The organism is Pseudomyxococcus flavus, assembly GCF_050038885.1.
Classification (GTDB): Bacteria; Myxococcota; Myxococcia; order Myxococcales; family Myxococcaceae; genus Myxococcus; species Myxococcus flavus.
In genome coordinates this window covers 2,270,954-2,293,136 of sequence record NZ_CP143624.1, presented here as the reverse complement: position 1 = coordinate 2,293,136, position 22,183 = coordinate 2,270,954, and the positions used below count along the sequence as shown (strand labels likewise).

Here is a 22,183-nt window from a genome sequence, read left to right as displayed (position 1 = left end):
TGGAAGGAGGCGTGGGGGCGAGGGTCCGGGAGGTAACGCGTCACGGAATGCCCGCCACGGGCGCCCCGACAGCGAGAGAGCGAGCGGGCAGCTGGCTCAGCGGGTGGTGGGCTTGCGGGCGCCCGTCTCGTCGAACTCGACTTCGGGCATGGGCACGCCGCCCAGCTCCTGCGCGAGCGCGGTGAGCACGTCCTGGGTGGCGAGGATGCGGTTGCGCGACATGCGCGACAGGACGCGCTGCACCGACGCCTCGACGGTGCCCTCGGAGGGGATGTCGAGCGCGCGCCCTTCCTCCGTCAGCGAGAACAGCGCCTTGCGCCCATCGAGCGGATCCGACTTGCGCTCCAGCAGGCCCCGCTTCTCCAGGCGCTTGAGCACGCCCGTCAGGGTGCTGGGGTGGACGTGGAGAATCTGCGCGAGCATGCCCGCGGTGATGCCGGGAAAGCGCCCCACCAGGCGGATGACCAGGCGCTGCGGACCGGTGAGTCCGAGCGTGGACTCCATGCGCTTCGAGGTGGACTGGAGCCCGTGGTCCACGGCCCAGAGCAGCCGCATGAACTCGAGCACTTCGCCGAGGGGCGGCCCCTTGTAGGTCCGCTCGCCTTCGTGGGGCTCCAGCGGCTCTTCTGCCGGGTCCTTCGGGGATTCTTCTGCCTTCACCTGCTGCCTCCGTGTCTCAAGCCAAAGGTTTGAGTCGCAGCAGGTCTACCGCGTCGCGGTCCGGGCTGCTGCGGAAAAACCGTTTGCTGTTGACCGCTCGCAAGCTGGCCGCCGGGCTAGGGCGCCGCCGCTTCCCCGATCCGGGCGTCCCGGGCGAGGGCCCGCCGCAGCTCCGCCAGAATCAGGGGCCAGCCCTGGGGGGAGTCCATGCCCTGCCGGAGCGCAGGGCCTCCCTCGGGGCCATGACGCTCGAAGTCACGGTGCTCGACCTCGATGCGGGTCCGGGCCGTTCCCTCCGGCGTGAAGCGGACGGCGACCTCGCTGGCGGCCCCGGGAGGCGCCGGCCGGCGGTCAGGGGTGATGGCGAAGGAGAGCACCAGCTCTCGTGGAGGCGCCCAGCGCCGCACCTCGCCCCAGCCCGTCTCCTGACCGTCCACGGCGCGCTCGAACCAGCGGCCACCGGGGTGGGGCTCCACCGCGGCTGTCTGGAATTGCGGCCCGGCGAAGGTGTACGCGATGGGCCACCAGCGTCCGAGCGCTCCGGTGAAGAACTGGAACGCCCGGTCCGGCGGCGCGTCGACGACGACCGAGTGTCGGATGGCATCCTGCGGCGTGGGCAAGGTCCCTCCCTGTCAGTGGCGGCACGCTTGCCCAGGAGGGTGGGGCCGGCGTGGCCCGTCCGCACCCGGGGGCATCGAGCCCGGGTGCGGGGCGGGCAGGCGCTCAGATCTCCTCGAGCTTCAGGCGGAGGATGGGGCCCTTGTCGTCGCGCTCCAGGACCTTGAAGGTGGCGCCCGGCGGGATGAGGACCTCTTCCTCACCCGGCTTGAGCGAGGCCCCCTGGATGTCGCGGCCCGTCTTGGTCTTGATTTCGAGGATGGCGTCCCCCTCGAAGCTCGAGCCCGGGTTCTTCGCCGTGCTGGTGAAGGCGTCCCGGGTGATGATGGCGTCCTTCGTGTAGGCGTCGTAGTACTTCTTGCTGTCGCCGCGGAACACGGTGCCCTCGAACCTGGGCAGCTCGTTGAGGGCGGCGCGGGTGACGGCAATGCCATCCAGGTTGTTGCGCAGCGCCGCGCTGCTGGGACCGGCGCCACCCTTCGCCAGCGGGAAGAGGACCTGGCCGTTGTAGGGCTTGAACTTCTCCTGCGTGTATTTGTAGACGGACACCTTGCCCTCGTCGGAGAGCTTGTTGATGTCCGCCACGCTGGTGGCCGTCTTCGGGTAGTCCTTCAGGTTCTGCGTCAGGTGGGTGTTCGCCATCTCCACGTAGGGCTCGAACTTCCCATCCGTGAGCACGCTCATCTGCTTGCGGTAGTTCTGCACGGTGGCGTTGTCCACGGTGAAGCCCTCGTTGAGCGCGCCGGCCAGCTTGATGCGCTCGGCGTCACCCGGCTTCACGTGCGGGCCGCCCTGGGCGAACACCGCGCGGATGAGGTCGGCCTTGGGGCCAATCTCCGACTTGAGGGTGGCGAACTCGGCGGAGCTCGCGTCCCCCTTGTTCCGCTCCAGGCCCTGGAGCGCGGAGAAGGCGTCGTCGCTGATGTTCTTGATGGCGCCCCGGGGCACGCCCTGCGCCACGAAGGGCGCGATGACCGAGTCATCCCGGAGGACGGGCGTGCCGGTGGCGACGGTGGTCTTCGGCGCCGTCCCGGTGACGGGCGTCGTCGAGCCGCCCACCGTCGTGGGCCGGGGCCCACCCAGGGACGGAGGCGGCGGGGGCGGCGGCGTGAGGCTGGGCGTGCGGACGGTGTTGGTGCGCGTCCCGGAGACGAAGACATCCGGCGGCGTCGGGATGCCGGACGACGTCGACGGAGCCCGGGTCGTGGGCGGTGGCGGAGGCGGCGGAGGCGTGCTGGTCGTCCGCGTCGGCGAGAGCGGGCTGCTGGACGTCGTCGAAGTGGTGTTCTTGATGCGACCCATGGTTTGTCCCCCCCACCCTGGTAAGTTCCAGGGGGCTGATGTGCGCTTGTTCCCCATTCTCGGCGCGGGTGTGGCCGAGGTTGTGCCCCGAGGGGGGTGGAACAGAAATCATCAGCCTGATGACGGATGCCGGGGGCGCACGGGTCACGGTGCCGGCCGTGGAGCGGGGAGGAGGCTCCCCGCTCCGGGACGACGTGTGGCTACGGCGCGGGGGCCACGGTGGGCTTGGGCGCCGGCTTCTGCGCGGGTGCGGACACCGGGGCCGGAGCGGCCGCGGGGGGCGCCGCGGGCTTGGCGGGCATCGCCAGCGACTTGCCGTTCTCCTGCACGATGCGCCGGTACCAGGCGTCCGGGTACCTGGGATGGTTCACCTTGCCCATCTCGTCGCGCACGTTGCCGTCGATGTACTTCACGAGCAGCGTCTCACCGAGCTTGCGCCAGCGGTTGTGGACCTTCTCACCCTGCTGGAGCGAGTAGTCCGTGAGGTACTGGCGCGCCTCCTCGGGGCTGCGCTTGTACTGCTCCTGCGCGCGCTTCTCGATGTCGGCCTGGTCCGCGAGGAACTGGCCCTCCAGGGCGCCCTGCTCGCGCTGCACGTCCCGCACCATGTCGCTCCAGCGCGCGTAGGCCTGGTTCGACACCCAGTTGAACACCCAGAAGGACGAGTCCCAGGAGAACTCTCCGCGGCTGGCCACGCCCTGCGCGAAGTTGCGCGGCACCTCCCGGATGCCGGCGTACATGGGCGTGTAGACGGTGGTGAAGGTGTCGTCCACGCCGAACCAGAGCACGCCGCCAATGGGCGCCGGCAGCCAGTCCCGCATCTGCGCGACGAAGGAGAAGCCCGTCTGCTGCGTGGAGATGGCGCGCTCGTGGACGTACTGCTTGCCGTCCACCTCCCACGTCATCGGCCGCCAGCGGTAGGGCACCGCGTAGGGCCCCGCGCCCACGTCCTTCGTCATGTCCAGCGGGGTGCCCTCGAAGTGGTCGCGCATCAGCGCCATGGTGTCCTGCACGGACAGCTTCTTGTCCGGCTTCACCCACAGCGGCAGTCGCTTCTGCGGGTTGGAGCCGTCCGCGTACTCCGCGCCCAGCTTCAGCGACGGCGCCGCGCGCCGGAAGATGCTCCACACGCGGGCCTCGGAGAAGCGCTGCCCGCCGAAGTCGATGGGGTTGTACGTCTCCGCGAAGTTGAAGTCCTTGTCCGCGCCCTTGAACCAGCCCTTCGCGCGGGCGAAGGAGATGACGTCCGGGGAGTAGAGCGTCGTCTGCTTCTCGTTCAGCGGGAACGTGCCGATGCGCGCCTGGTTGGCGTGCGCGGAGATGAACCCGTCGGGCAGCTTGCGGGCGACCCACACCGCGCCCTTCTCGCCCTTGCCCTTGCCAATCATCTCCAGGACCCAGACCTCCTTGGGGTCGGCGATGGAGAACGACTCACCGCTGGAGGCGTAGCCGTGCTCGGCCACCAGCGTGGTCATCACCTGGATGGCCTCGCGCGCCGTCTTCGCGCGCTCCAGCGCGATGTAGATGAGCGAGCCGTAGTCGATGATGCCCGCGGGGCCCGCGAGCTCCTCCCGGCCGCCGAAGGTGGACTCACCGATGGAGAGCTGGTGCTCGTTCATGTTGCCCACCACCGAGTACGTCGCGGCGGGCTGGGGGATGCGGCCCAGGAACTTGCCCGTGTCCCACTCGATGATGTCGCGCATGGCGCCGGGCGCGTGACGGCGCGCGGGCGTGTAGTACAGCTCGCCGTACAGCTCGTGCGCGTCCGCGGCGTAGGTGATGAAGGTGGCGCCGTCCACCGTGGCCCCCCTGGAGACCAGCATGCTGGTACAGGCGAGCACGGGCGGAGCAACCATCGCGGCCGTGACGGGCACCGCGGTCAGCAGGTTCATGAGGCGTCGGTTCATGGCGGCGGATGGTACCAATCCACTCCCGGATGGCTACCGCCCGCAGGGGGCGCCTTCCTGGTTGCCCCTCATGGGCCCGTTCATGAACGACAGGGCCGCCGCCCCGGCCACGAGAGAAATCCCGGGCGGCGGCCCCCCTTTGCCGGAGATTCGTTGTCAGTCGTTCGTCGCGCTCACCTCCTTTCTCTCGGGAGGGGCGGGCACCTGCTCGACTCGCAGCGTCGTGGGCCCGCTCAGCGCCAGATGCGCCTTGAGCTTGAGGAACTTCTTCTTGCCGAAGCCCTTCACGCGGACCAGCTCCTCCACGCGCTTGAAGGGCCGCTTCTGGCGGTGCTCGATGATGCGCTGCGCCGCCTTCTCACCGACGCCGGGCAGCAAATCCAGCTCCGCCGCGGTGGCCTCGTTCAGGTTCACCGTTCCCGTGTGCTGCGTGCGCAGCTTCGCCGCCACCGCCGCCCCGGGCCCGCACAGCAGCAGGCCCACCACCACCGCGCACAGGGCCCTCACGAGTGGCCCCCCACCGGCGCCACGTCCAGCCCCAGCTCGCCCGCGTAGCGGCCCCCGCTCATCCCCGCCGTGTCGCGCTTCTCCGCCGCCTCGCGCACGTGCAGCTTCCCGTCCAGGGGCAGCACATCCAGCAACACATTGAGCGAGCCGTCCTTGTTCACGAACGCGCTCCCCGCCCGCACCCAGATGCTCCCGCCCTTGCCCTCGCGAATGGAGAAGACCGCCAGTCGCTTACCCGCCGTCAGCATCAACCACCTCCACGCTCCGCATCGCGCCACCACGGCGCGGCTGCCTCGTCGGCTTGACCGCCTGAGGTCGTGGAGGGCTTGAGCAGCCGGCGTGCCAGCGGCGTTCTCCTCGGAGCCTTCACCGCACACCGTGCGCGGATGTGAGAACCGTCCAGCGGCGAGGACGGACAGCGGGACTCCAGTGGCTTCTCACGGGGCGAGAGCGCACGGAGCGCGCCTGCTTGTCCTCAAGTCGATTGGCGCCATGCCCTACGGCTCTGGCAGCCAGAACCAACGCCCGTTGGAGCGTAACGCGCCTGCCAGAAACTCCGAGATGGAGCGCGCGATTTGACGGCAGTAGGCCGGGTCAGGGAACGCTTTGTTGTAGCCGTCTCGAATGGGGTAACGGCCGTCCAACTGATGGCTCACTTCGAGGAGGATATAGGGGTGTGGCTCCCATCCTGATCATGCTGCGCGCCGCATTGCTCAGAGAGCACCAGGGCGCGCAAGTCCAGGATGTGCTGGCCGGACGCCTCCTTCTAGCGGGCGCCAGGGCGCTTCATGCGCAGGGTGAGCCTGCCCCGATTCCGTGGCTCTCCCGCACTTCGTGTGGTTCCCCTCGGGAGAAAAGGCAGGCGCGGCGAGCTACCAACTGGGCGAATACATCCTGGGAATGGAAACGCTGTACCCACTTCCTGGGTGTCGGGTGGACCGGGTGGCCCACGGTAGCTCGGCGGGTGTCGCCCTCGGGGTGCGCATGGAGGGCACGGGAGCACGATGTCCCTCCTGCCAGACGCCCAGTACCGCGGTGCATGGCAGCTACGTCCGACGCCCGGCGGACCTGCCCGCCGCAGGGCGCGCCGTGCAACTCGAGCTGCGCGTGCGGCGCTTCTGCTGCCGAAACCCGGAATGCTCCCGCCGCACGTTCGCGGAGCGACCGGTGCGTCTGCTGGCCGCTCGGGCTCGGCGGACACGGCGACTGGCCACCGCGCAGTGCGCCGTTGCACTCACAGCGGGAGCAGAGGCTGGAGCCAGGCTGCTCAAGTCTCTGTCCATGCCCACCAGTCCCGACACCCTCCTGCGGCTGATTCGCCGCGCTCCGCTGCCTCCTCCCAGCCCCGCTCGCGTCCTGGGCATCGACGACTGGGCGCTGCGCAAGGGGCGCACCTACGGCTCCATCCTTGTCGACCTGGAAGCGCACTGCGGGCGAGACGTGTTGCCAGACCGCTCGACTCCCACGGTGAGCGCCTGGCTGCGCCAGCACCCCGACGTGGAAGTCATCGCCAGAGACCGGTCGACCGAGTACGCCCGCGCGGCGGAGTTGGGCGCTCCAGAGGCCCGGCAGGTGGCGGACCGCTGGCACTTGCTGCTGAATGGACGACAGATGATGGAACGCTGGATGACCGGCGCTCATCCCCGACTTCGAGCGCTACCAGCCGTGTCGAGCGGAGACGCTCCTCTTGCACGCCGTCACACCAGTTTCTCGCGAACTCACGCCGAAGCTCGCTCCCGAGAGGAGAGCCGCTCCCAGCGTGTCGCTGCATACGAAGCCGTCCGGCGCCGATACCTGGCGGGGGAACCGCTGCTGAGAATCAGTCGCACGCTGGGACTGGCGCGAGGAACGGTGCGCAAATATGCAGCCGCCGAAGCCTTCCCCGAGCGCGCGTCGCGCGTGCCCGGACCAAGCATCCTCGACCTGTATCTGAAGTACCTGACGCGGCGACAATCCGCAGGGTGTGAGAACGCCTGTGAACTCTGGCGGGAGATTCGCGCCCAAGGCTTCCGTGGCACCTCGCGGCAGGTCCACCGTTGGCTCCAGATGCGACGGACCGTTCGGCCTCGTTCAGGGGCGCGCAGTTACCTCGGCGGCAACTGGTGGTCGAAGGGCACGCGCCCCGACGCGCTCGCCTCGCCGAAGCAACTGGCATGGCTGTGCGTGAAGAGGCCCTCGGAGCTGACCTCCACGGAGACCGAGACGTTGGCGCGTATCGAGCAGGACGAGGAAGCGTCGCGTGTCGTCGCATTGACCCGGCGGTTCTGTGAACTCGTGCGCTCGCGGGGCGTTTCACAGAGAGCAAGACCAACGAGGTCCTGTAGGCCCTTCGAAGCGTGGCTGGGCGAGGCTCGCGCGTGCGGTGTGCGCGCGGTGGAGACCTTTGCGGAGGGCCTCGAACAGGACGGAGATGCCGTCCGGGCCGCCCTGACCTCTCCCTGGAGCAACGCCCAGGCCGAGGGCCAAATCACGAAGCTCAAGCTCCTCAAGCGTCAGATGTATGGCCGCGCCAACTTCGACCTGCTGCGTCGTCGCGTACTGCTCACCGTCTGAACCTATGGTCCACACGAAGTGCGGGAGAGCCACCGAAGCGGGTGACGCTCATCAACACCACAGGCTGCCTCTTGCACTCACGCGTGCGCTGGCTGCTGCACCACCTCTCGGAAGCGCACCTCTGCCCGACGACGCACACAGTGGAAGTGCGCGCTGGCGAGGCCGACCTCGGCCGGCTGTGACTCGGGACTCGCGCTCACGCCGCCACCTCCTCCCGCCCGAGCGCTGCGGCCTCACCGGCATGGGCCAGGTGAACGTCGACCTGGCCCGCCGCCTCGCTCACCACCACCAGGCCGGCGAGGGCCCGCAGCAAGCGTCCCCGGTTTATCACCGTCAGGGCGTTCCGAATCAAGGCGCGAGATGGTTGGACTTTGGAATACAGTCACGGCACTAGCGAAGGCACGGGAGGTCGAGATGTCGTCGTGGACGAAGCTGCGCGGGTGGCTGTTGGGAGGTGTCCTGTTGCTGTCCACCGCGGCGGCGAGCGCGGGCAAGTCGAGTGTGGCTTTGGGGGAAATCGAGCTGCGCGCCTTCGACCGGGTGGAAGGCGCCATCGCCAAGCTGGAGGAAGTGGAGGACCCCTTTGGGATGTTCGTGGACGCAGTATTCCTGGTGCAGGTGAAGGGCAACTTCGAAGGCAACAAGCCCATGAAGCTCACGGTGGTGGTGAGCGCGCCCAAGGAGGAGTCGGAGGCGGGGGCGCGGCGCGCGTGGAAGGTAACCCAGACGCGTGAGCTGCACGCGCTTCCGCAGAGCGGTGTCATCCAGGTGCCGTTCCTGATGCCCTACGAATGCGCCTCCTCCGTGAAGGTGGTGGCCACCCTGACGGGCCCCGGCGTCAAGGACAGCAAGAAGCTGGACACCGCGTTTCCTTGCGCGGAGTGAAAGCGGTGCTCATGCGCACAGAACCGCAAAGCGTCACCTCGCCCGTGACGCGCTCCGCGGGAGGCCACTGCCGGCAGCCGCCATCAACTCTGGAGGTGACGTTGGCCGCCTCGAGTGCATTCCATCCGGGGCATCCAAGGCGGGTGGAGGCCACCAAGGAAGCCTCCCCCAACCATCGCATTGGAGTCAGCCGGAGTTCTGCCTCCCGTCTCCGCTTCAATTCCCGCTCAGCGCATTGACGAGTTGCTGGGCCGACTTGGGGTCGTCGCAGGAATTGCTCAGCGGAAACCACCTGCACCCGGCCGGCGGTTTGCCCTGCGGGAACCATTCCTTGTCGCCATTGAACGCGCTGACGTAGGCATTGAGGTGCTGGTAACCGAGCTGCGCCATGAACGACGAATCGTCGGTCTGAAGTTGCCCCGGTTCCGCGGCTCTCACGCACTTCGTGTGGTTCCCCTCGGGTGAGCAGGCAGACTCGGCAAGCTGCCAAACGAGTTGTTCGGACAGGGAATTCAAGATTCAAGACGGCCGTCGATAGACAGCGAATCGGCCTGCCCTCGGGGAACCAGCGACGGAGCAGTCATCCACGTGCCCTTCTTGCCGCGACACGCATCACGCAAAGTGCGTGAGAGCCGCGGAAGCGGACGAAGCTTAGCTCTGGCGAGCTGATATTCTGGAACACCAGCACTTGTGCGTCCACCACGTCCACCATGCTGATGAGCCTGAAGACCGGCGCCGCCCACGAGGAAGCGTCGGACAGCGGCACGCGCAGCGTCACCGGCTCGCGGAGTTCCTCCAGCGCCAGGAGCGTGAGCGAGCGCTCACCCACGGCCAGGATTTCCACCAGGGTAGTGTCATTCAGCACGGCCGCGCGCCCATTGACGGGCGTGTCGAAGGTGAGCGTCGTGGGGATGGCCGTGGAAACGTGTACGGCCTCGGCTGCCGTCGTGAGCGTGACGTTTCGCGTCCGTACCCCGGGAGGGGATGTGCTCTCCGTGGCCGCTGCCCATGCCCCGAGAGACCAGAGCGTCAGAAGGAGGCAGGAAAGCCGTGTCGAAGCGCAGAACCTCATGCAGTGACGGTAACAAACGGCGCTCGCATCGCGTGCCCGGTGGAATGCCAGTGGCGAGAACGTACAAGGCCAAGCGTCGCGCGTTCGTGCCGTGAGGCGGAGGTTGTCAGGCGCAACGGTTCGTCGAGTCGCCGGGCGGGGGGCTTCCGTCCCCCGTCACCAGGACAGTAGCGTTGCTCGCATGGCATCGGGCACCGTCTTGCTGCGTCTGGGCGTATTGGCAGGGCTCCTCGCGGGTTCCACCGCGCTGGCGGAGGACGCGGTGGATGCTCCCCGGGCCGCGGATGCGCCCCGGACGTACGAGACCTCGTCGGTGCAGTGGCAGCTCCTCGCGGGCGGCCTGGCGTCGCTCGATGGCTACACCTCCGGGGGCTACCAGGGCTGGCTGCTCGGGTCCGGCTGGGAGCTGCCCCGGCTGCGCTTCCGCTTCCAGTTCCTGGCGGGGCGCCCGACGAGCCTGGTGGATGAGCGCACCGAGGTGAAGCTGGAGCAGTACGTCTTCGGCCTCTGGCTGGACACGCCGTTGCTTCGCTCGGGAGCGTGGCGCTGGGGCGTGGGCGCCGGGGCGGGAATCCTCGTCTTCGCACGGACCGCCTATGCCCGGCTTGGCGGCGTGGAACCCGCCAACCCCCGCTTCATCCCCGCGCTCCTGACGGGCCCGGATACTTCCCTGCGCTGGCGTTTCTCGCAGTACTTCGCCGTGGAGGGCTCGCTGGCGATGGATTTCGTCGTCGGCCGCCCCATCCTCGGCTTCTTGGCTTCGCAGGGGTTCGAACCGCTTCGCGAGGGCTGGGCCGTTCGTCCCCGCTTGAGCGTCGCGCTGGTGATCTTCCCGTGAAAGGTGAACACCGATGAGCAGCACCGTGCTCGCATCCCATGCCCGTCGCGGAAGGGCCCAGTCCCTGGGCGTGACGCACCTGTTCGTCCTGGCGCTGCTGTCCGTCAGTGGCGGCTGCGCCGTGGAGGATCCGGTCGCGAGGCTCCGCAACACGGACGGAGGGACTGGCTCCTTCTCCTCCGAGGACGAGGCCCTGCGTGGCGAGGAAGGCCTGTGGCTGGGGCCCGAGGACGTGCCGCCTGACTGTGTGTACGACGGGATGGCGCCGGACTCGGGCACGGGGTGTGAGGACGCGGGGACACCCGACGCTCCGTAGTCACGCGTGGGTGTGAGTCCCACGCATGCGGCCTCGCGAAGCCCCGTCACCGAGGGGACTGGCGGGACGGGGACTGCGTGTCCATGTTGCGCGCGTCCTGTCCCGGAGGAGGAGGGTGCGCGTGTCCCAGACGGCCCGATGCGACACACGAGCGCGCGATGAGGGCTGGCCCGTGTTGCTGTGGGAGCCCACGCCTTCGGCCTCGCGAGCATGGGAGGCGGGCGCGCTCACGGGTCGCCCGACGCCGCGCGCCACGGCACCCATCGTGCTGGAGGTGCGGCCCCGGCTGCATCCGACGGCCTCCGAGGTGACGCTGGGGAGCGGCGCGGAGTGTGACCTCGTCCTGACCGAGCCCTCCGTGTCGCGGCTGCACGCGCGTTTCCGCAGGGAACCCCACACGGGGCTGTGGAGCGTGACGGACCTGGAGAGCGAGCGAGGGACGTACCAGGACGGTGTGTTGATACTGCCGGGCCGTCCCGCGCCGCTGCTGTGCCGCTCGCGGCTGAAGCTGGGCAACGTGGAGCTCCTGTTCCTGCGGACGTATGCCGCCGAGCCATCCATGCGCGCGTCCTCGCTGTCGCCCCCGGTGCGCTTGACCCGCCGGAGGTGACCTCCTACAAAGAGCGCGCCCTTGGGTGCCCATGTCGGGCTTTCAAGAGGGAAGCCGGTGAGAGTCCGGCGCGGTCCCGCCACTGTGAACGGGCAGCCCTGAGGTCAGGGCCGGGGGCTTCGGTTTGTCGCCACTCCTGCTGCGGCCGGGGGAAGGCGGAAGTCCTCGTCTGGAATGACGCAGCGTGCGTCAGCCGCCAGAGTCCGTCAGCCAGGAGACCTGCCCAGGGGTGCGGCCGAGCCTTTCGCGGGCCCGGGCGGTTGGCCTTCTCTCTTCGACGGAGAGAGTGGAAGGCGGAGCATGCGGTGGACCTTCCTCGCCGGGCCGGTGGTGTGCCTGGCGCTCAGCCTGCCACGTCCCGTCAGGGCGCAGCCTTCCGAGGCGGCGGCCCCATCCGAGGCCATGGATGCGAACGGGAGCGTGCCCGCCGCTTCTCTGGTGGAGCCGGGCAGCGCGCCGGTCGAGGCCGCCGCCGAGCCCGCCCCTCCCGCTGAGACCTCCAGCCCCGACACCGGGGCCGAGCCCGCCCCCGCGCGCACCACGGTGGTTCGCGGCAGGACACCGCCCCCACCGGAATCTCCGGAGCGCAGGGACCCCACGGGCGCCATCACCGTCATCGACGCGCGGGAGCGCGCGGGGGAAGCGCGCGACACGGCGGAGCTGCTCGTGGGCTCGGTGGGGCTCGCGGTGCAGGACTCCGGCGGCTACGGGCAGAGCAAGAGCCTGGTGGTGCGAGGCGCGTCGTCCAACGGCGTGCTCGTGTTCCTGGATGGCATCCCGCTCAACGGCGCGGGCGGCCTGTCGGACCTGTCCCTCATCCCCGCCGCGCTGGTGGAGCGCTTCGAGGTCCTGCGCGGTGGCGCGGGGGCGCGCTACGGCTCGGGCGGCCTCGGCGGCGCGGTGAACATCATCACGCGCTCGCCCGGTCCCCACCTGCGCACCAGCGGCGAGATGACGTACGGGAGCTGGAACACGGCGCTGGGGCACGTCGCCGCCACCGGCCCGCTGCTGGGAGGCCAGGCGCTGCTGCTGGTGCACGCGGGGCGCTCGGATGGCGACTTCGCCTACAACGTGGACGACCTCCCCGCCGTGGACGGCAACCCGCAGGTCTCCGAGCGGCGCGCGCGCAACCACGCGCGGGGTGGTGGCGCACTGCTGCGTTACCGGCGCAGGTTGGCGGGTGGCTCGCGGCTGGATGCGCTCGCGGAGCTGTCCATGGAGGACCGCGCCATTCCTGGCACCGTGCAGAACCCCCAGTCCACGGGTGACCAGGAGCTGGGCCGGCTGGCGCTGGGCCTGCGCTGGTCGGGCGTGCTCGACGGGCTGGGGCAGGGGAGCGCGCGAGGCTTCTTCCGGCGCGATGGGCTGGAGGTGACGGGCCGCATCCCTGGCGCGGGCGGCGCGCAGCGGCACTCGGTGGGCGGCCTGGAGCTGGAGGGCCGCAGGCCGCTGGGGACGCACCAGTCGCTGACCGTCACGGTGGCTGCTTCGGGTGAGAGCGTCACGCAGGCGGAGGGCTCACAGTCCTCCTCGTGGTGGCGTGCGAGCGTCATGGCCATGGATGAGCTGCGGCTCCTCGACGGCGCGCTGGACGTGGTGCCGTCGCTGCGGCTGGAGCGGGTGGGGCCGTACTGGCTGCTGTCGCCGAAGCTCGGGACCTCCGTGGAGCTGGGACATGGCTTCGGGCTGCGCGCCAACGTCGGCCAGTCCCACCGCGCGCCGTCCTTCCTGGAGCTGTACATCCGCCAGGGGACGTTGCTGCCCAACCCGGGCCTGAAGCCGGAGCGCGCGCTGTACGCGGACGCGGCGGTGACGTGGCGGTCCGGCGCGGAGACGGACGGCGCGGAGCCGTCGCCGCGCTGGCAGCTCACCGCGGGTGGCTTCGCGGCGCTGTATGAGAACCTCATCGCCTACGAGCTGTACCCGCCGTTGATGGCGCGTCCGTACAACTTCGACACCGCCCGGGTGTGGGGCCTGGAGCTGGAGGGCGAGGCGCGGCCCTTCTCCTGGTTGCTGGCCAGCACCAGCTACACGTGGCTGCGCACGGAGAATCGCTACGGAGACCCGCGCTTCTTCGGCAAGGACCTGCCCTACCGTCCCAGGCACAAGTGGGTGGGGCGCGTGCGCGCGGGGCCGGACTGGCTCAACGCCCGCGCCGAGGTGCTCTACCAGTCCGCGCAGCGCATCAATCGCACCGGCTCGCTCGACCTGCCGTCACGCACGCTGGTGAGCGCGGGCGCGTCCAGCACCGTCCTCCACGGTCCGGACGTCACGCTGTCCGTCGAGCTGAAGAACCTCCTCGACGTGAGGACCTTCGACTTCACTGGATTCCCGCTGCCGGGTCGCGCCGTCTACGTGACGCTGGCGGTGGCACTCGAACCGGGGACCTCGTCCCCCGCTTCATCCCCTCAGGAGCCCCATGCCTCGCCCGCATCCCCCGTCCCCTGAGTCTCTTTCCCCGGTCCTGCTGCTGGCTGCGCTGGCGGCGCTGCTCCTCACCGGCTGTCCCGATGAGGGCGCGGTGTGTACCTCGGGCCTGTCCGTCTGCGGGGAGGCCTGCGTGGACCTGGACGGCGACGTCGCGAACTGCGGCGCTTGTGGAAACGCCTGCGGCGACGGTCAGACGTGTCAGGCCGGTGTTTGCGGGTGTCGCCCGGGGACGGAGTCGTGTGGTGGTGCATGTGTCGCCACGTCGAGCGACGTGGCGAACTGCGGCGCCTGCGGCAATGCCTGCGCCGCCGGGCTCGTGTGCGAGTCCGGCGTGTGCCGCGAGGGGTGCTCCGAGGGCAGCCTGCGGTGCGGGGACTCGTGCGTGGACGTGCGCGCGGACGTGCTCAACTGCGGCGCCTGCGGCAACGTGTGCCCGGACGTGCAGACCTGCCACGAGGGCCGCTGCGGCTATGACGTGGTGGCGGCCTGCTACACCAACGGGCAGCTCGTGGGCATCCAGGCCGGGACGGACCAGCTCGGGCCCCGGCGGCAGTTCGGCTCGGGTGTGCAGGCGCTCGCGTCGTGGGATGGCTACGTGCTCGCCGCGGATGCCACCGCGTCCAAGCTCCTCCAGGCGGCCGCTGGAGCGCTGGGCTCGGTGGTGGAGGAGGACTCGCTGGGCGGGGTGGCGGGCTCACCCAACGACATCCTCGTGGACCCGCCTTATGTCTACGTCGTGGACTCGGTGAACAACACCTTGCAGGTGCTCAAGCGGGAGGGCCCCTCCCAGGGCGCGGGCCTGGGCCTGCGCACCGTGACGCAGGTGAACCTGGGGGCCAACACCAGCCCGCAGGCGATCGCGAAGTGGGGCACCACGCTGTACATCCCCTTGTTCGGGACGGGGGGCTCCATGTTCCAGTACGGCAATGCCGTCGCGCGCGTGGACATCTCCAACCCCGAGCAGCCGCGCAAGGTGGACACGATTTCGCTCACCGGCCTGGACCTGAAGCCCTTCGACGGCGGCACGGTGTTGCCGCTGCCGTACTCCATCGCGTCGACGGAGGCCGGCGTGTACGTGGCCCTTACCAACCTGAATCCCTATGACGGCTACCGGCCCAATGGGCCGGGCATGCTCGCGAAAATCAACCCGGCGGACGGCAGCGTGAGCGCCATCGACCTGGGCGCGGAGGACTGCCTCAACGCGGGCTACGTGGAGGCGGTGGGTGAGCAGCTCGTGGTGGCCTGCCTCGGCGAGGCCGACTACGACGAAGCCAACGGGCACAGCGCCAGCGCGGTGCGCGCCTCCGGGCTGGTGCTGGTGAAGGACGACGTGCCCGTGGCGGCCTACGCGCTCACGTCGGGCTGCGCGCCCGGCACGCCGGGGTGCCACCTCTCCGTGGCCAGCCGCTTCGCCGTGGCGCAGGGGGCGGTGTACCTGGCGGACACGAACGCGGGCCGCGTCTTCGTGGTGGCCGTGGAGGAGGGCCGCCTGGTGGAGCGGCGCGGCTTCAGCTCGCCGCAGGCGGAGGGGCCGGCGCTGGAGGCGTGCCCGGTGGACCCTCGTCGCTCCGTCTCCAACGCCATTGACGTCACCGCCCTGCACTGAGGATGAGCGCACCATGCCGATGAACACGACTTCCAGCTCGCGCTTCCCCGTCCTGCTCGCCACGGTGCTGTGCCTGCTCGCGGGCTCGGCGGGGGCGGCGGCGAAGGCCACGACGGGCGGACCGCAGACGCTGGGGCCGCCCGCGCCGTCCAAGGTGCGGCGGGTGGTGACGCTGGCGCCCTCGCTGTCGGAGATGGTGCTGGCGCTGGGCGCGGGGAGCACGCTGGTGGGCGTGTCGCGCTTCGACGAGGCGAAGGAGGTGGCGAAGCTGCCGCGCGTGGGCGGCTTCACGGACCCCTCCGTCGAGGCGGTGGTGGCGCTCAAGCCGGACCTCATCCTGGTGCAGCCCGGGCCGGGCAATCAGCGCCCGGTGGAGAAGATGGCGGAGCTGGGCGTGCCCGTGTTGCTGCTGCCCCTGCACACGGTGCCGGACGTGCTCGCGGCGATGCGCGCGGTGGGGCAGGCGCTCGGACGGGAGAAGGAGGCGGAGGCCGTGGTGTCTGGCATCGAGGCCACGCGCGCGCGCATCCGGGAGGCGGCGAAGAAGCTCCCCACGCCGCGGGTGCTGTTCGTCTATGGCTTCGAGCCGCTCGTGGTGGCGGGGCCCGGCTCCTTCGCGGATGAGCTGATACGGGACGCGGGCGGCATCAACGTGGCGGCGGACGGGGGCTCCGCGTACCCGGTGTACTCGATGGAGCGCGCGGTGCGCTCCCGGGCCAGCGTGGTGGTGGATGCCGCGGACGTGGACGTGGGCAAGGACAAGGTGCGTGCATTGCCTGGCCTGTCCGGCGCGCGCTGGGTGGATGTGCCGTCGCTGTCGCTGCTGCAACCGGGGCCCTCGCTGGGGCGCGGGCTGGAGGAGCTCTTCCGTTTGCTGCATCCGGAGGGAACGGGTAAGGGCACCCCGTGAGCGAGCCGGCGGCATCCCAGCGTGCACAGGGCGGAGCGGGAGGTTTTCGCACCTCGCGCGCGGTGATGGTCTTCGTGGGCTTCCTCGTGCTGGCGGTGGGCTGTCTGGCCGTGGCCGTGCGCTTCGGCGAGCAGTCCATCTCCCTGCGCGCCGCGCTGTCGGACCCGGCCTCCACCGATGCCGTCATCTTCTGGTCGCTGCGCCTGCCGCGCGCGCTCCTGGGCGCCATCGTGGGCGCGGGCCTGGCCGCTTCGGGGGCCACGCTCCAGGGGCTCTTGCGCAATCCGCTGGCGGACCCGTTCGTGCTCGGCGTGTCCGGCGGCGCGGCGCTCGGCGCGACGCTGGCGCTCGCGGTGGGGCTCGCCACCGTGGGGGAAGTGGCGCCGGGACTGGGCGACGCCCTGGCGCGACTCTCCGCGCCCGCGCTGTTCTCCTTCCTCGGCGCGGGGGCCGCCATCCTCTTCGTCCTCTCCGCCAGCCGGGGCTCCGCGGCGCGCGCGCCGTATGCGGCGCTGCTCACGGGCGTGGTGTTCAACGCGTTCGCGTCCGCGGCCATCACCCTGGTGAAGACGCTGTCCGACCCCGACCGGCTGGGGGAAATCCTCTACTGGCTCGCGGGCGCGCTGGGGTACGAGCGCGGCGCCACGCTGGTGCTCTCCGCGCTCCTCCAGGCCGCTGCGATTGGCGTCATGTGGTTGCTCTCCGCGCGGCTGAACCTCCTGTCGCTCGGAGACGATGACGCGGCGTCCCTGGGCGTCCCGGTGGCGGCGACGCGCCGCTGGTTGCTGCTGGCCTCCAGCGCGAGCGTCGCGGGCGCGGTGGCGCTCACGGGGTTGATTGGCTTCGTGGGGCTCATCGTGCCGCACCTGCTGCGACTGGCCTTTGGCCCGGACCAACGGCTGCTGGTGCCCCTGTCCGCGCTGGGGGGCGCGGCCTTCCTCGTGTTGTCCGACCTGCTGGCGCGGCTGGCCTTTCCGCTCTTCGGCGCCGAGCCCCCCGTGGGCGTCGTCACCGCGCTGCTGGGAGGGCCGCTGTTCCTCGCGCTGCTGCGGCGGCGGGTGCGGCTGGGCACCGCGGGCTGACGGAGGCGCTTCCCGCCGGAGCATTGACAACGGCCTGCGCCCGCCATATCCCGGCCGGCGTCCTCGGTGTCGCCGTGAAGCCACGGTGACTCAAGGGAACCCGGTGTGAGTCCGGGACTGCCCCGCAGCGGTGAGCAGGAACGAACGCCGTCACGAGAAGCACTGGCCCGAGGCGGGCTGGGAAGCGACGGCAAGTAGGTGGGTGCCCAGGGCGCCCGCGCCTGCGAGTCCGAAAACCTGCCGAAGACCCGTGCCTCCTGGCACGGACATCACCGAGGCCTCCGAGGGGAGGCGGCGGGGGCGGGTGTCATCCGGCGCGAGCGACGTGCGCCAGTGCTTTGCCTTCGGCCGTGTCCTCCTGGAAGCCCATCTGCCCGTGGGGGCGGAAGAGGGAGTGAGGACACCGATGAAGGACGCCGATGTGAAGCGCGTAGGAGCCCGCTCGAAGTCCCTGATGTTCGCCACGGCCAGCCTGGTGCTGGCGGTCGCCACCACGGGCTGTGGCTCCGAATGCGTGGATGCCTACGACTGCCGCAACGACAACGGCCCCGCGCCCGAGGGCCAGCAGTGGACGTGCGCCGAGGAGAAGTGCGAGACGCGGCCCATCCAGCCGCTTCCCGAGGACGACGCGGGGACGGAGCCGGACGCTGGCACGGAGCCGGACGCGGGCACGGACCCGGACGCCGGCACCGACCCGGACGCGGGCACGGAGTACACGTGTGAGACGGCGCCGTACGACCCGGTGCTCGGCACGCTTCAGCTCCAGGCGGGCTTCGAGACCGCGGGCTCCGCGCCCATGCCGGATGACGTGCTGGCGGTGGCCGTCACGCCGGGCCCCACGTACACGGTCTACGCCGTGCGCGGGAGCATGAACGCGGAGCTCTACTCGCTGGGAATCTGGCCGGACCTGGTGCCCTCTACCGAGCCCCTGTTCAACGTCCTGGCCCCCGAGGACCGTGAGGCGACGTCGGGCGTCTACCCCAATCGCTTCCTCGTTCATGACGCCGAGCGCCTGCTGGCCGGCTACACGAAGTCGGGCGCGGCGGGCACGGTCTCGCTCTATGACATCGTCACGCCGGGCAACTCGAGCTACATCAGCTCGCCGGGCAACATGACCGCCGCCGCCTTCACGGCGGACACGACGACCGCCTTCCTCATCAACAGCATGGGGTTGTCCGACCTCAACGGCTTCGGCGTCTATGCGCTGGTGACCTCCGCGGACCCCATGGCCTCCGTGAAGGTGGCTGACTTCCCAGAGACCGCTGGCGGAAATGGCTTCAGCGCGGTGGCGAACAACGGTGTCGCAATGCTCGGCTTCGCCGCTCCGCCGGATTACATCAACGTGGCCTACGCGGTGGCTCCCTCCGTCGTGAGCGCGGCGCTCTCCTCCGGCACGCCGTTCGCCCTGGACGCGCAGCCGCAGATTGATGTCGGCAGCGACTTCAACGCGGCCGCCACCTTCGGTGATGGCGTCGTCGTCAAGCGCGGCGCCTATGACGCGAACTGGATTTTCGTCTCCACCGATGTGTCCCGCTATGCCCTCTCCGCGGGTGCGACCCCTGGCGCGGTCACCATCGGCGCGCGCACGCCGGTGCTGTCGTTCGTGGATCAATGCACCTCCGTGACGCAGATGACCCATCTGGGCTCCGACCTGCTGGTGGGCATCGAGGACGTGAACGGTGAGCGGCTGGTCCGCATCCGGGCGGTCCCGTGAGACAGCGCGGCCTCTACCGCTTCGCCTGGGGCACGGTGCTCGCCGTGCTCCTGGGTGCCACCGCGTGTGGTGACGGCTCCTCCAGTGCCGACGCGGACGCGGGAACGGACCCGGTGCAGGACGACGCCGGGCAGCAGCCGGACGGCTCCACACCGCAGGCGCCCGACGCTGGCCTGAAGCCCGAGGACCCGTACGCGGACGAAGTCGTCTTGTTCGAGCCCGGTGACAGCGCGGGCTTCGGGCAGGACCGCTTCCCGGACATCGTGCTCGGGCCTCCATCGGGGCTGGGGCCCGACAACGGCTCGCTGGACGTGCTCGCCCTGGGCCGGGGCGGCAAAATCGTCCTCCGCTTCACGGACATCGCCGTGGTGGATGGGCCGGGCGTGGACCTGCTCGTGTTCGAGAACGCCTTCCGCGTTGCCGGCGGGGCGACCACGTACTCCGAACGCGGCTTCGTCTCCGTCAGCGATGACGGCGTGAATTGGTTCGACTTCCCCTGCGCCTCCACCGACGCCGAGGGCGGCTACCCGGGGTGCGCTGGCGTCGCCACGGTTCAGGCCAACCCCGCCAACGGTATCAGCGCCACGGACCCCGCCGTGGCGGGAGGCGATGGGTTCGACCTGGCCACGGTGGGCCTGAGCCGCGCGCGGTACGTGCGCATCGTCGATGCGGGCGACAACCGCTACGGCGGCACCTCAGGCGGCTTCGACCTGGATGCCGTCGCGGTGGTGAATGGCGTGTCCCTGGGGAGCGGCACGCCGTGAGCCGGCTCCCGCCACGGCCAGGCCCCCTGTCCATGACGGGGGAGGTGGACCGCCGCGCCGCGCTGCGGACGCTGCTTGAGGGCACCTGTGCCCTGGCGGCGCTCGGGGCGGGGTGCGGCGGAGAGTGGCGGGAAGCCATCGTGCTCGACCCTCCCGACGCGGGAGGGCCGGGTGCGGCGTGCGAGGAGGTGCCCACACCCGGTTCCCCCGAGGAAGGCTGGGTGGAGGTGCCCCTGGCGGATCATCCCGCGCTCGAGGTCCCCGGAGGCGCCTCGGTGGTCCGGATTCCCCAGTCGCTGCTGGACGTGGTCGTCGTGCATCCGTCACCGGGCTGTTACACGGCGCTCTGGCGCATCTGCACGCACGGTGACTGCGCGGTGGACTGGGTGCCGGTGGAGGGCGTCATGGAATGCCCCTGCCATGGCTCGCGCTTCGGCCAGGACGGGCAGGTGCTGAGCGGACCGGCCACCCGTCCGCTCGCGGCCTTTCGCGTGGTGAGGCAGGGGGCCTCCCTGTTCATCCACCGGCCCCGCTGATCGAACGTTCGCGCCGCGCGTACCGCGGGTGAAATGACGCGGTGCGGAGAGGCGTGGTGTGAACCGGGTGACCGGGTACCCGCACCGGGTCGGAGTCTCCTTCTCTCAACAGGCGGGAGAGTCGTGTAATGTCGGGCATTCGATGTGGCAGATCATCATCAACGGGCCCGGCTACTTCGACACGTCGTACGATCTGCCTGAGGGCGTGACGAGCCTCGGCCGCGCGGACGAGAACGACATCGTCCTGGGCGGTGACCTCGTCTCGCGCCGGCACGCGCGGCTGTACGTCGATGGTGACGTGCTGCGCATCGAGGACCTGGGCAGCCGCAACGGGAGCCGCATCAACGGCGCGCCCTTGCAGGGCTCACGGCAGCTCGTCGCCGGGGACACGGTGGCGCTGGGCGAGAACGTGCTCTCCGTCCGCCAGCCCAACACCGTGGAGAACGCGGCCACGGAGATGGTGGACCTGGGCGCGGGCGGCGTCGTGCGCTTCGGCCACGGCCAGGACGTGGGCCCGTCCGTCCTGCTGGCGAAGAACGTGAAGGACGCGGACGTGCTGCGGCTGCTCGACAACGTGGGCCCTGTCTCCTTCGATGACAGCTTCTCCACGTCCTCGCCGCTGCCCGCCGCCAGCCCGCGCGTGGGGCAGGAGACGCTGGTGTTGCTGTTCCGCACCGCGGAGGCGCTCTCGTCGGCCCCCACGCTGTCGTCCTTCCTGGACTCCACCATGGACCGGCTGCTGGAGGTCACGGACGCGACCACCGCGGTGGTCCTGCTCAAGCACGCCACGGGGGCCCTGGTGCCCGCCGCCGTGCGCCACCGGGGCCGGCTGGCCAAGGGGGAGGTGCCTGTCTCGGACGCCATCGTCGACGAGGCCCTGCGCCAGGGCCGTGCGCTCGCGGTGGGCGACGTGCGCGATGACCGCCGCTTTGCGGGCCGGGAGAGCGTCATCCTCTACGGCGTGGATCGGGTGCTGTGCATCCCCATCGGCACCGAGCCGCCCTATGCGGGTGTGCTCTACGTCAACCTGTCGGCCAAGGGCGACGCCAGCGTGGAGGCCCTGCTGGATACCTGCACCGCGGTGGCGCACCTGGTGGCCACCGGCGTGCAGAAGTTCTCGCCTCGCGAGGGCAGCCCCGCGGCGGAGCGGCTGCGGCGCAACCTGGAGCGCTTCCACCCGCCGGAGGTGGCCGAGCGCCGCGCCGCCGAGGCCCAGAAGCAGGGCGGCAAGCTGCCCGGCCTGGAGGAGCGCAACCTCACCATCCTGCACGCGGAGCTCGTGGGCTTCTCGGTGCTGTGCATGCGCATCGGCGCCGCGCGCGCCACGCAGATGCTCAACGACTTCCACGCGCGGATGAGCGGCATCGTCTACAGCTTCGAGGCCACCGTGGAGGGCTTCCGGGGCGAGTCCCTGCGCGCCCTCTTCGGCGTTCCCTACGTGAAGGGCGAGGACTCGGTGCGGGCCGTCCGGGCCGCCCTGGCGCTGCGCGCCGAGTGGGAGCGGGCCATGGCACGCCGGCCCCTGGACGAACGCTGCGAGCTGCGCATCGCCCTGCACAGCACCCGGGCCCTGGTGGGGATGATCGGCACCGAGGTGCGCCCGGACTACACCGTGGTGGGGGACGGCGTCGGTGTGGCAGGGTGGCTCGCGGGCACCGCCAGCCCCGGCCAGGTGCTCATCACCGGCAAGGTCCTGGCGACGGTGGGTGCTCGCTTCGATGTCCATCCGCTGGGCGAGCGCCTCATCCGTCCCCCGAAGGACAAGGTGGCGGCCTTCGAGGTGATTGAGGAGGATGTGGGCCAGCTGACCAACCCCGGTTTCCGCTAGGGCGGCCTGCGTCCGGTTGACGGGTTGCTGCCGCGTACCGGGACA

23 protein-coding genes and 2 riboswitches are annotated in these 22,183 nt (G+C 70.5%); of the genes, 13 read left to right on the top strand and 10 right to left on the bottom strand.

What is annotated here, in order from left to right; genetic code table 11:
- Positions 1–96: 96 nt before the first annotated feature.
- The 6 genes from VZL07_RS09620 to VZL07_RS09595 form a co-directional block, all read right to left on the bottom strand.
- Positions 97–660, bottom strand: coding sequence for a MarR family winged helix-turn-helix transcriptional regulator (locus tag VZL07_RS09620; RefSeq protein ID WP_426755125.1), 564 nt, complete (start codon positions 658–660; stop codon positions 97–99).
- Positions 661–776: 116 nt separating this feature from the next.
- Entirely contained in the window at positions 777–1,280 is a 504-nt protein-coding gene (locus VZL07_RS09615) for an SRPBCC family protein (protein ID WP_426755123.1), read from the bottom strand.
- A 103-nt stretch (positions 1,281–1,383) separates the two neighbouring features.
- Entirely contained in the window at positions 1,384–2,580 is a 1,197-nt protein-coding gene (locus tag VZL07_RS09610; protein WP_426755121.1) for an ADP-ribosyltransferase domain-containing protein, read from the bottom strand.
- 200 nt (positions 2,581–2,780) lie between these two features.
- On the bottom strand, positions 2,781–4,487 hold the full coding sequence (locus VZL07_RS09605) for a dipeptidase (protein WP_426755119.1): 1,707 nt from the start codon (positions 4,485–4,487) through the stop codon (positions 2,781–2,783).
- Between the two features lie 156 nt (positions 4,488–4,643).
- Entirely contained in the window at positions 4,644–4,994 is a 351-nt protein-coding gene (locus VZL07_RS09600) for a ComEA family DNA-binding protein (protein ID WP_426755117.1), read from the bottom strand.
- Positions 4,991–5,242 carry a hypothetical protein gene (locus VZL07_RS09595; RefSeq protein ID WP_426755115.1) on the bottom strand — a complete coding sequence of 84 codons (252 nt, stop codon included), beginning with the start codon at positions 5,240–5,242 and terminating at the stop codon, positions 4,991–4,993. Before VZL07_RS09595 ends, VZL07_RS09600 begins: the two co-directional genes overlap by 4 nt.
- A 652-nt stretch (positions 5,243–5,894) precedes the next feature.
- Here VZL07_RS09595 and VZL07_RS09590 point away from each other — a divergent pair.
- Complete coding sequence (locus VZL07_RS09590) at positions 5,895–7,547, top strand: ISL3 family transposase (protein WP_426755113.1); 1,653 nt, start codon at positions 5,895–5,897, stop codon at positions 7,545–7,547.
- Between the two features lie 77 nt (positions 7,548–7,624).
- Here the strand turns inward: VZL07_RS09590 and VZL07_RS09585 are convergent, their stop codons facing one another.
- Both VZL07_RS09585 and VZL07_RS09580 read right to left on the bottom strand, forming a co-directional pair.
- Positions 7,625–7,747 (bottom strand): hypothetical protein, encoded by a 123-nt coding sequence (locus VZL07_RS09585; protein WP_426755111.1) that lies wholly within the window; start codon positions 7,745–7,747, stop codon positions 7,625–7,627.
- On the bottom strand, positions 7,744–7,899 hold the full coding sequence (locus tag VZL07_RS09580; protein WP_426755109.1) for a hypothetical protein: 156 nt from the start codon (positions 7,897–7,899) through the stop codon (positions 7,744–7,746). Before VZL07_RS09580 ends, VZL07_RS09585 begins: the two co-directional genes overlap by 4 nt.
- A gap of 62 nt (positions 7,900–7,961) precedes the next feature.
- Here VZL07_RS09580 and VZL07_RS09575 point away from each other — a divergent pair, with 62 nt between their 5' ends.
- Positions 7,962–8,432, top strand: coding sequence for a hypothetical protein (locus tag VZL07_RS09575; protein WP_426755107.1), 471 nt, complete (start codon positions 7,962–7,964; stop codon positions 8,430–8,432).
- Positions 8,433–8,648: 216 nt separating this feature from the next.
- Here VZL07_RS09575 and VZL07_RS09570 read toward each other — a convergent pair whose 3' ends face one another.
- Both VZL07_RS09570 and VZL07_RS09565 read right to left on the bottom strand, forming a co-directional pair.
- Positions 8,649–8,822, bottom strand: a complete 174-nt coding sequence (locus VZL07_RS09570; RefSeq protein ID WP_426755105.1) for a hypothetical protein — start codon at positions 8,820–8,822, stop codon at positions 8,649–8,651.
- 190 nt (positions 8,823–9,012) lie between these two features.
- The gene (locus tag VZL07_RS09565; RefSeq protein WP_426755103.1) at positions 9,013–9,504 is read right to left on the bottom strand and encodes a DUF2381 family protein; all 492 of its coding nucleotides are present in this window, start codon (positions 9,502–9,504) and stop codon (positions 9,013–9,015) included.
- Positions 9,505–9,685: 181 nt separating this feature from the next.
- Between VZL07_RS09565 and VZL07_RS09560 the strand changes: the two genes are divergently transcribed.
- From VZL07_RS09560 to VZL07_RS09510, 11 genes are all read left to right on the top strand, one after another.
- Positions 9,686–10,342 (top strand): hypothetical protein, encoded by a 657-nt coding sequence (locus tag VZL07_RS09560; RefSeq protein ID WP_426755102.1) that lies wholly within the window; start codon positions 9,686–9,688, stop codon positions 10,340–10,342.
- A 13-nt stretch (positions 10,343–10,355) separates the two neighbouring features.
- On the top strand, positions 10,356–10,658 hold the full coding sequence (locus VZL07_RS09555; protein WP_426755100.1) for a hypothetical protein: 303 nt from the start codon (positions 10,356–10,358) through the stop codon (positions 10,656–10,658).
- Positions 10,659–10,779: 121 nt separating this feature from the next.
- Positions 10,780–11,268 (top strand): FHA domain-containing protein, encoded by a 489-nt coding sequence (locus tag VZL07_RS09550; protein WP_426755098.1) that lies wholly within the window; start codon positions 10,780–10,782, stop codon positions 11,266–11,268.
- 6 nt (positions 11,269–11,274) lie between these two features.
- A riboswitch (cobalamin riboswitch) is annotated at positions 11,275–11,509 on the top strand.
- A 59-nt stretch (positions 11,510–11,568) separates the two neighbouring features.
- On the top strand, positions 11,569–13,716 hold the full coding sequence (locus VZL07_RS09545) for a TonB-dependent receptor plug domain-containing protein (RefSeq protein ID WP_426755096.1): 2,148 nt from the start codon (positions 11,569–11,571) through the stop codon (positions 13,714–13,716).
- A complete protein-coding gene (locus VZL07_RS09540; protein WP_426755094.1) occupies positions 13,688–15,304 on the top strand; it encodes an MXAN_6577-like cysteine-rich protein in 1,617 nt (538 codons plus the stop codon). Before VZL07_RS09545 ends, VZL07_RS09540 begins: the two co-directional genes overlap by 29 nt.
- Positions 15,305–15,323: 19 nt before the next feature.
- Positions 15,324–16,214: an ABC transporter substrate-binding protein gene (locus VZL07_RS09535; RefSeq protein ID WP_426755092.1), complete on the top strand. Its 891-nt coding sequence runs from the start codon at positions 15,324–15,326 to the stop codon at positions 16,212–16,214.
- Positions 16,211–17,296, top strand: coding sequence for a FecCD family ABC transporter permease (locus VZL07_RS09530; RefSeq protein ID WP_426755090.1), 1,086 nt, complete (start codon positions 16,211–16,213; stop codon positions 17,294–17,296). Before VZL07_RS09535 ends, VZL07_RS09530 begins: the two co-directional genes overlap by 4 nt.
- A 47-nt stretch (positions 17,297–17,343) precedes the next feature.
- Positions 17,344–17,555: riboswitch (cobalamin riboswitch) on the top strand.
- Between the two features lie 147 nt (positions 17,556–17,702).
- On the top strand, positions 17,703–19,010 hold the full coding sequence (locus VZL07_RS09525) for a hypothetical protein (protein ID WP_426755088.1): 1,308 nt from the start codon (positions 17,703–17,705) through the stop codon (positions 19,008–19,010).
- Positions 19,007–19,774, top strand: coding sequence for a cell surface protein (locus VZL07_RS09520; protein ID WP_426755086.1), 768 nt, complete (start codon positions 19,007–19,009; stop codon positions 19,772–19,774). Before VZL07_RS09525 ends, VZL07_RS09520 begins: the two co-directional genes overlap by 4 nt.
- A 32-nt stretch (positions 19,775–19,806) precedes the next feature.
- A complete protein-coding gene (locus VZL07_RS09515; protein ID WP_426757269.1) occupies positions 19,807–20,310 on the top strand; it encodes a ubiquinol-cytochrome c reductase iron-sulfur subunit in 504 nt (167 codons plus the stop codon).
- Between the two features lie 142 nt (positions 20,311–20,452).
- Positions 20,453–22,138: an FHA domain-containing protein gene (locus VZL07_RS09510; RefSeq protein WP_426755084.1), complete on the top strand. Its 1,686-nt coding sequence runs from the start codon at positions 20,453–20,455 to the stop codon at positions 22,136–22,138.
- The last annotated feature ends 45 nt before the right edge of the window (positions 22,139–22,183 follow it).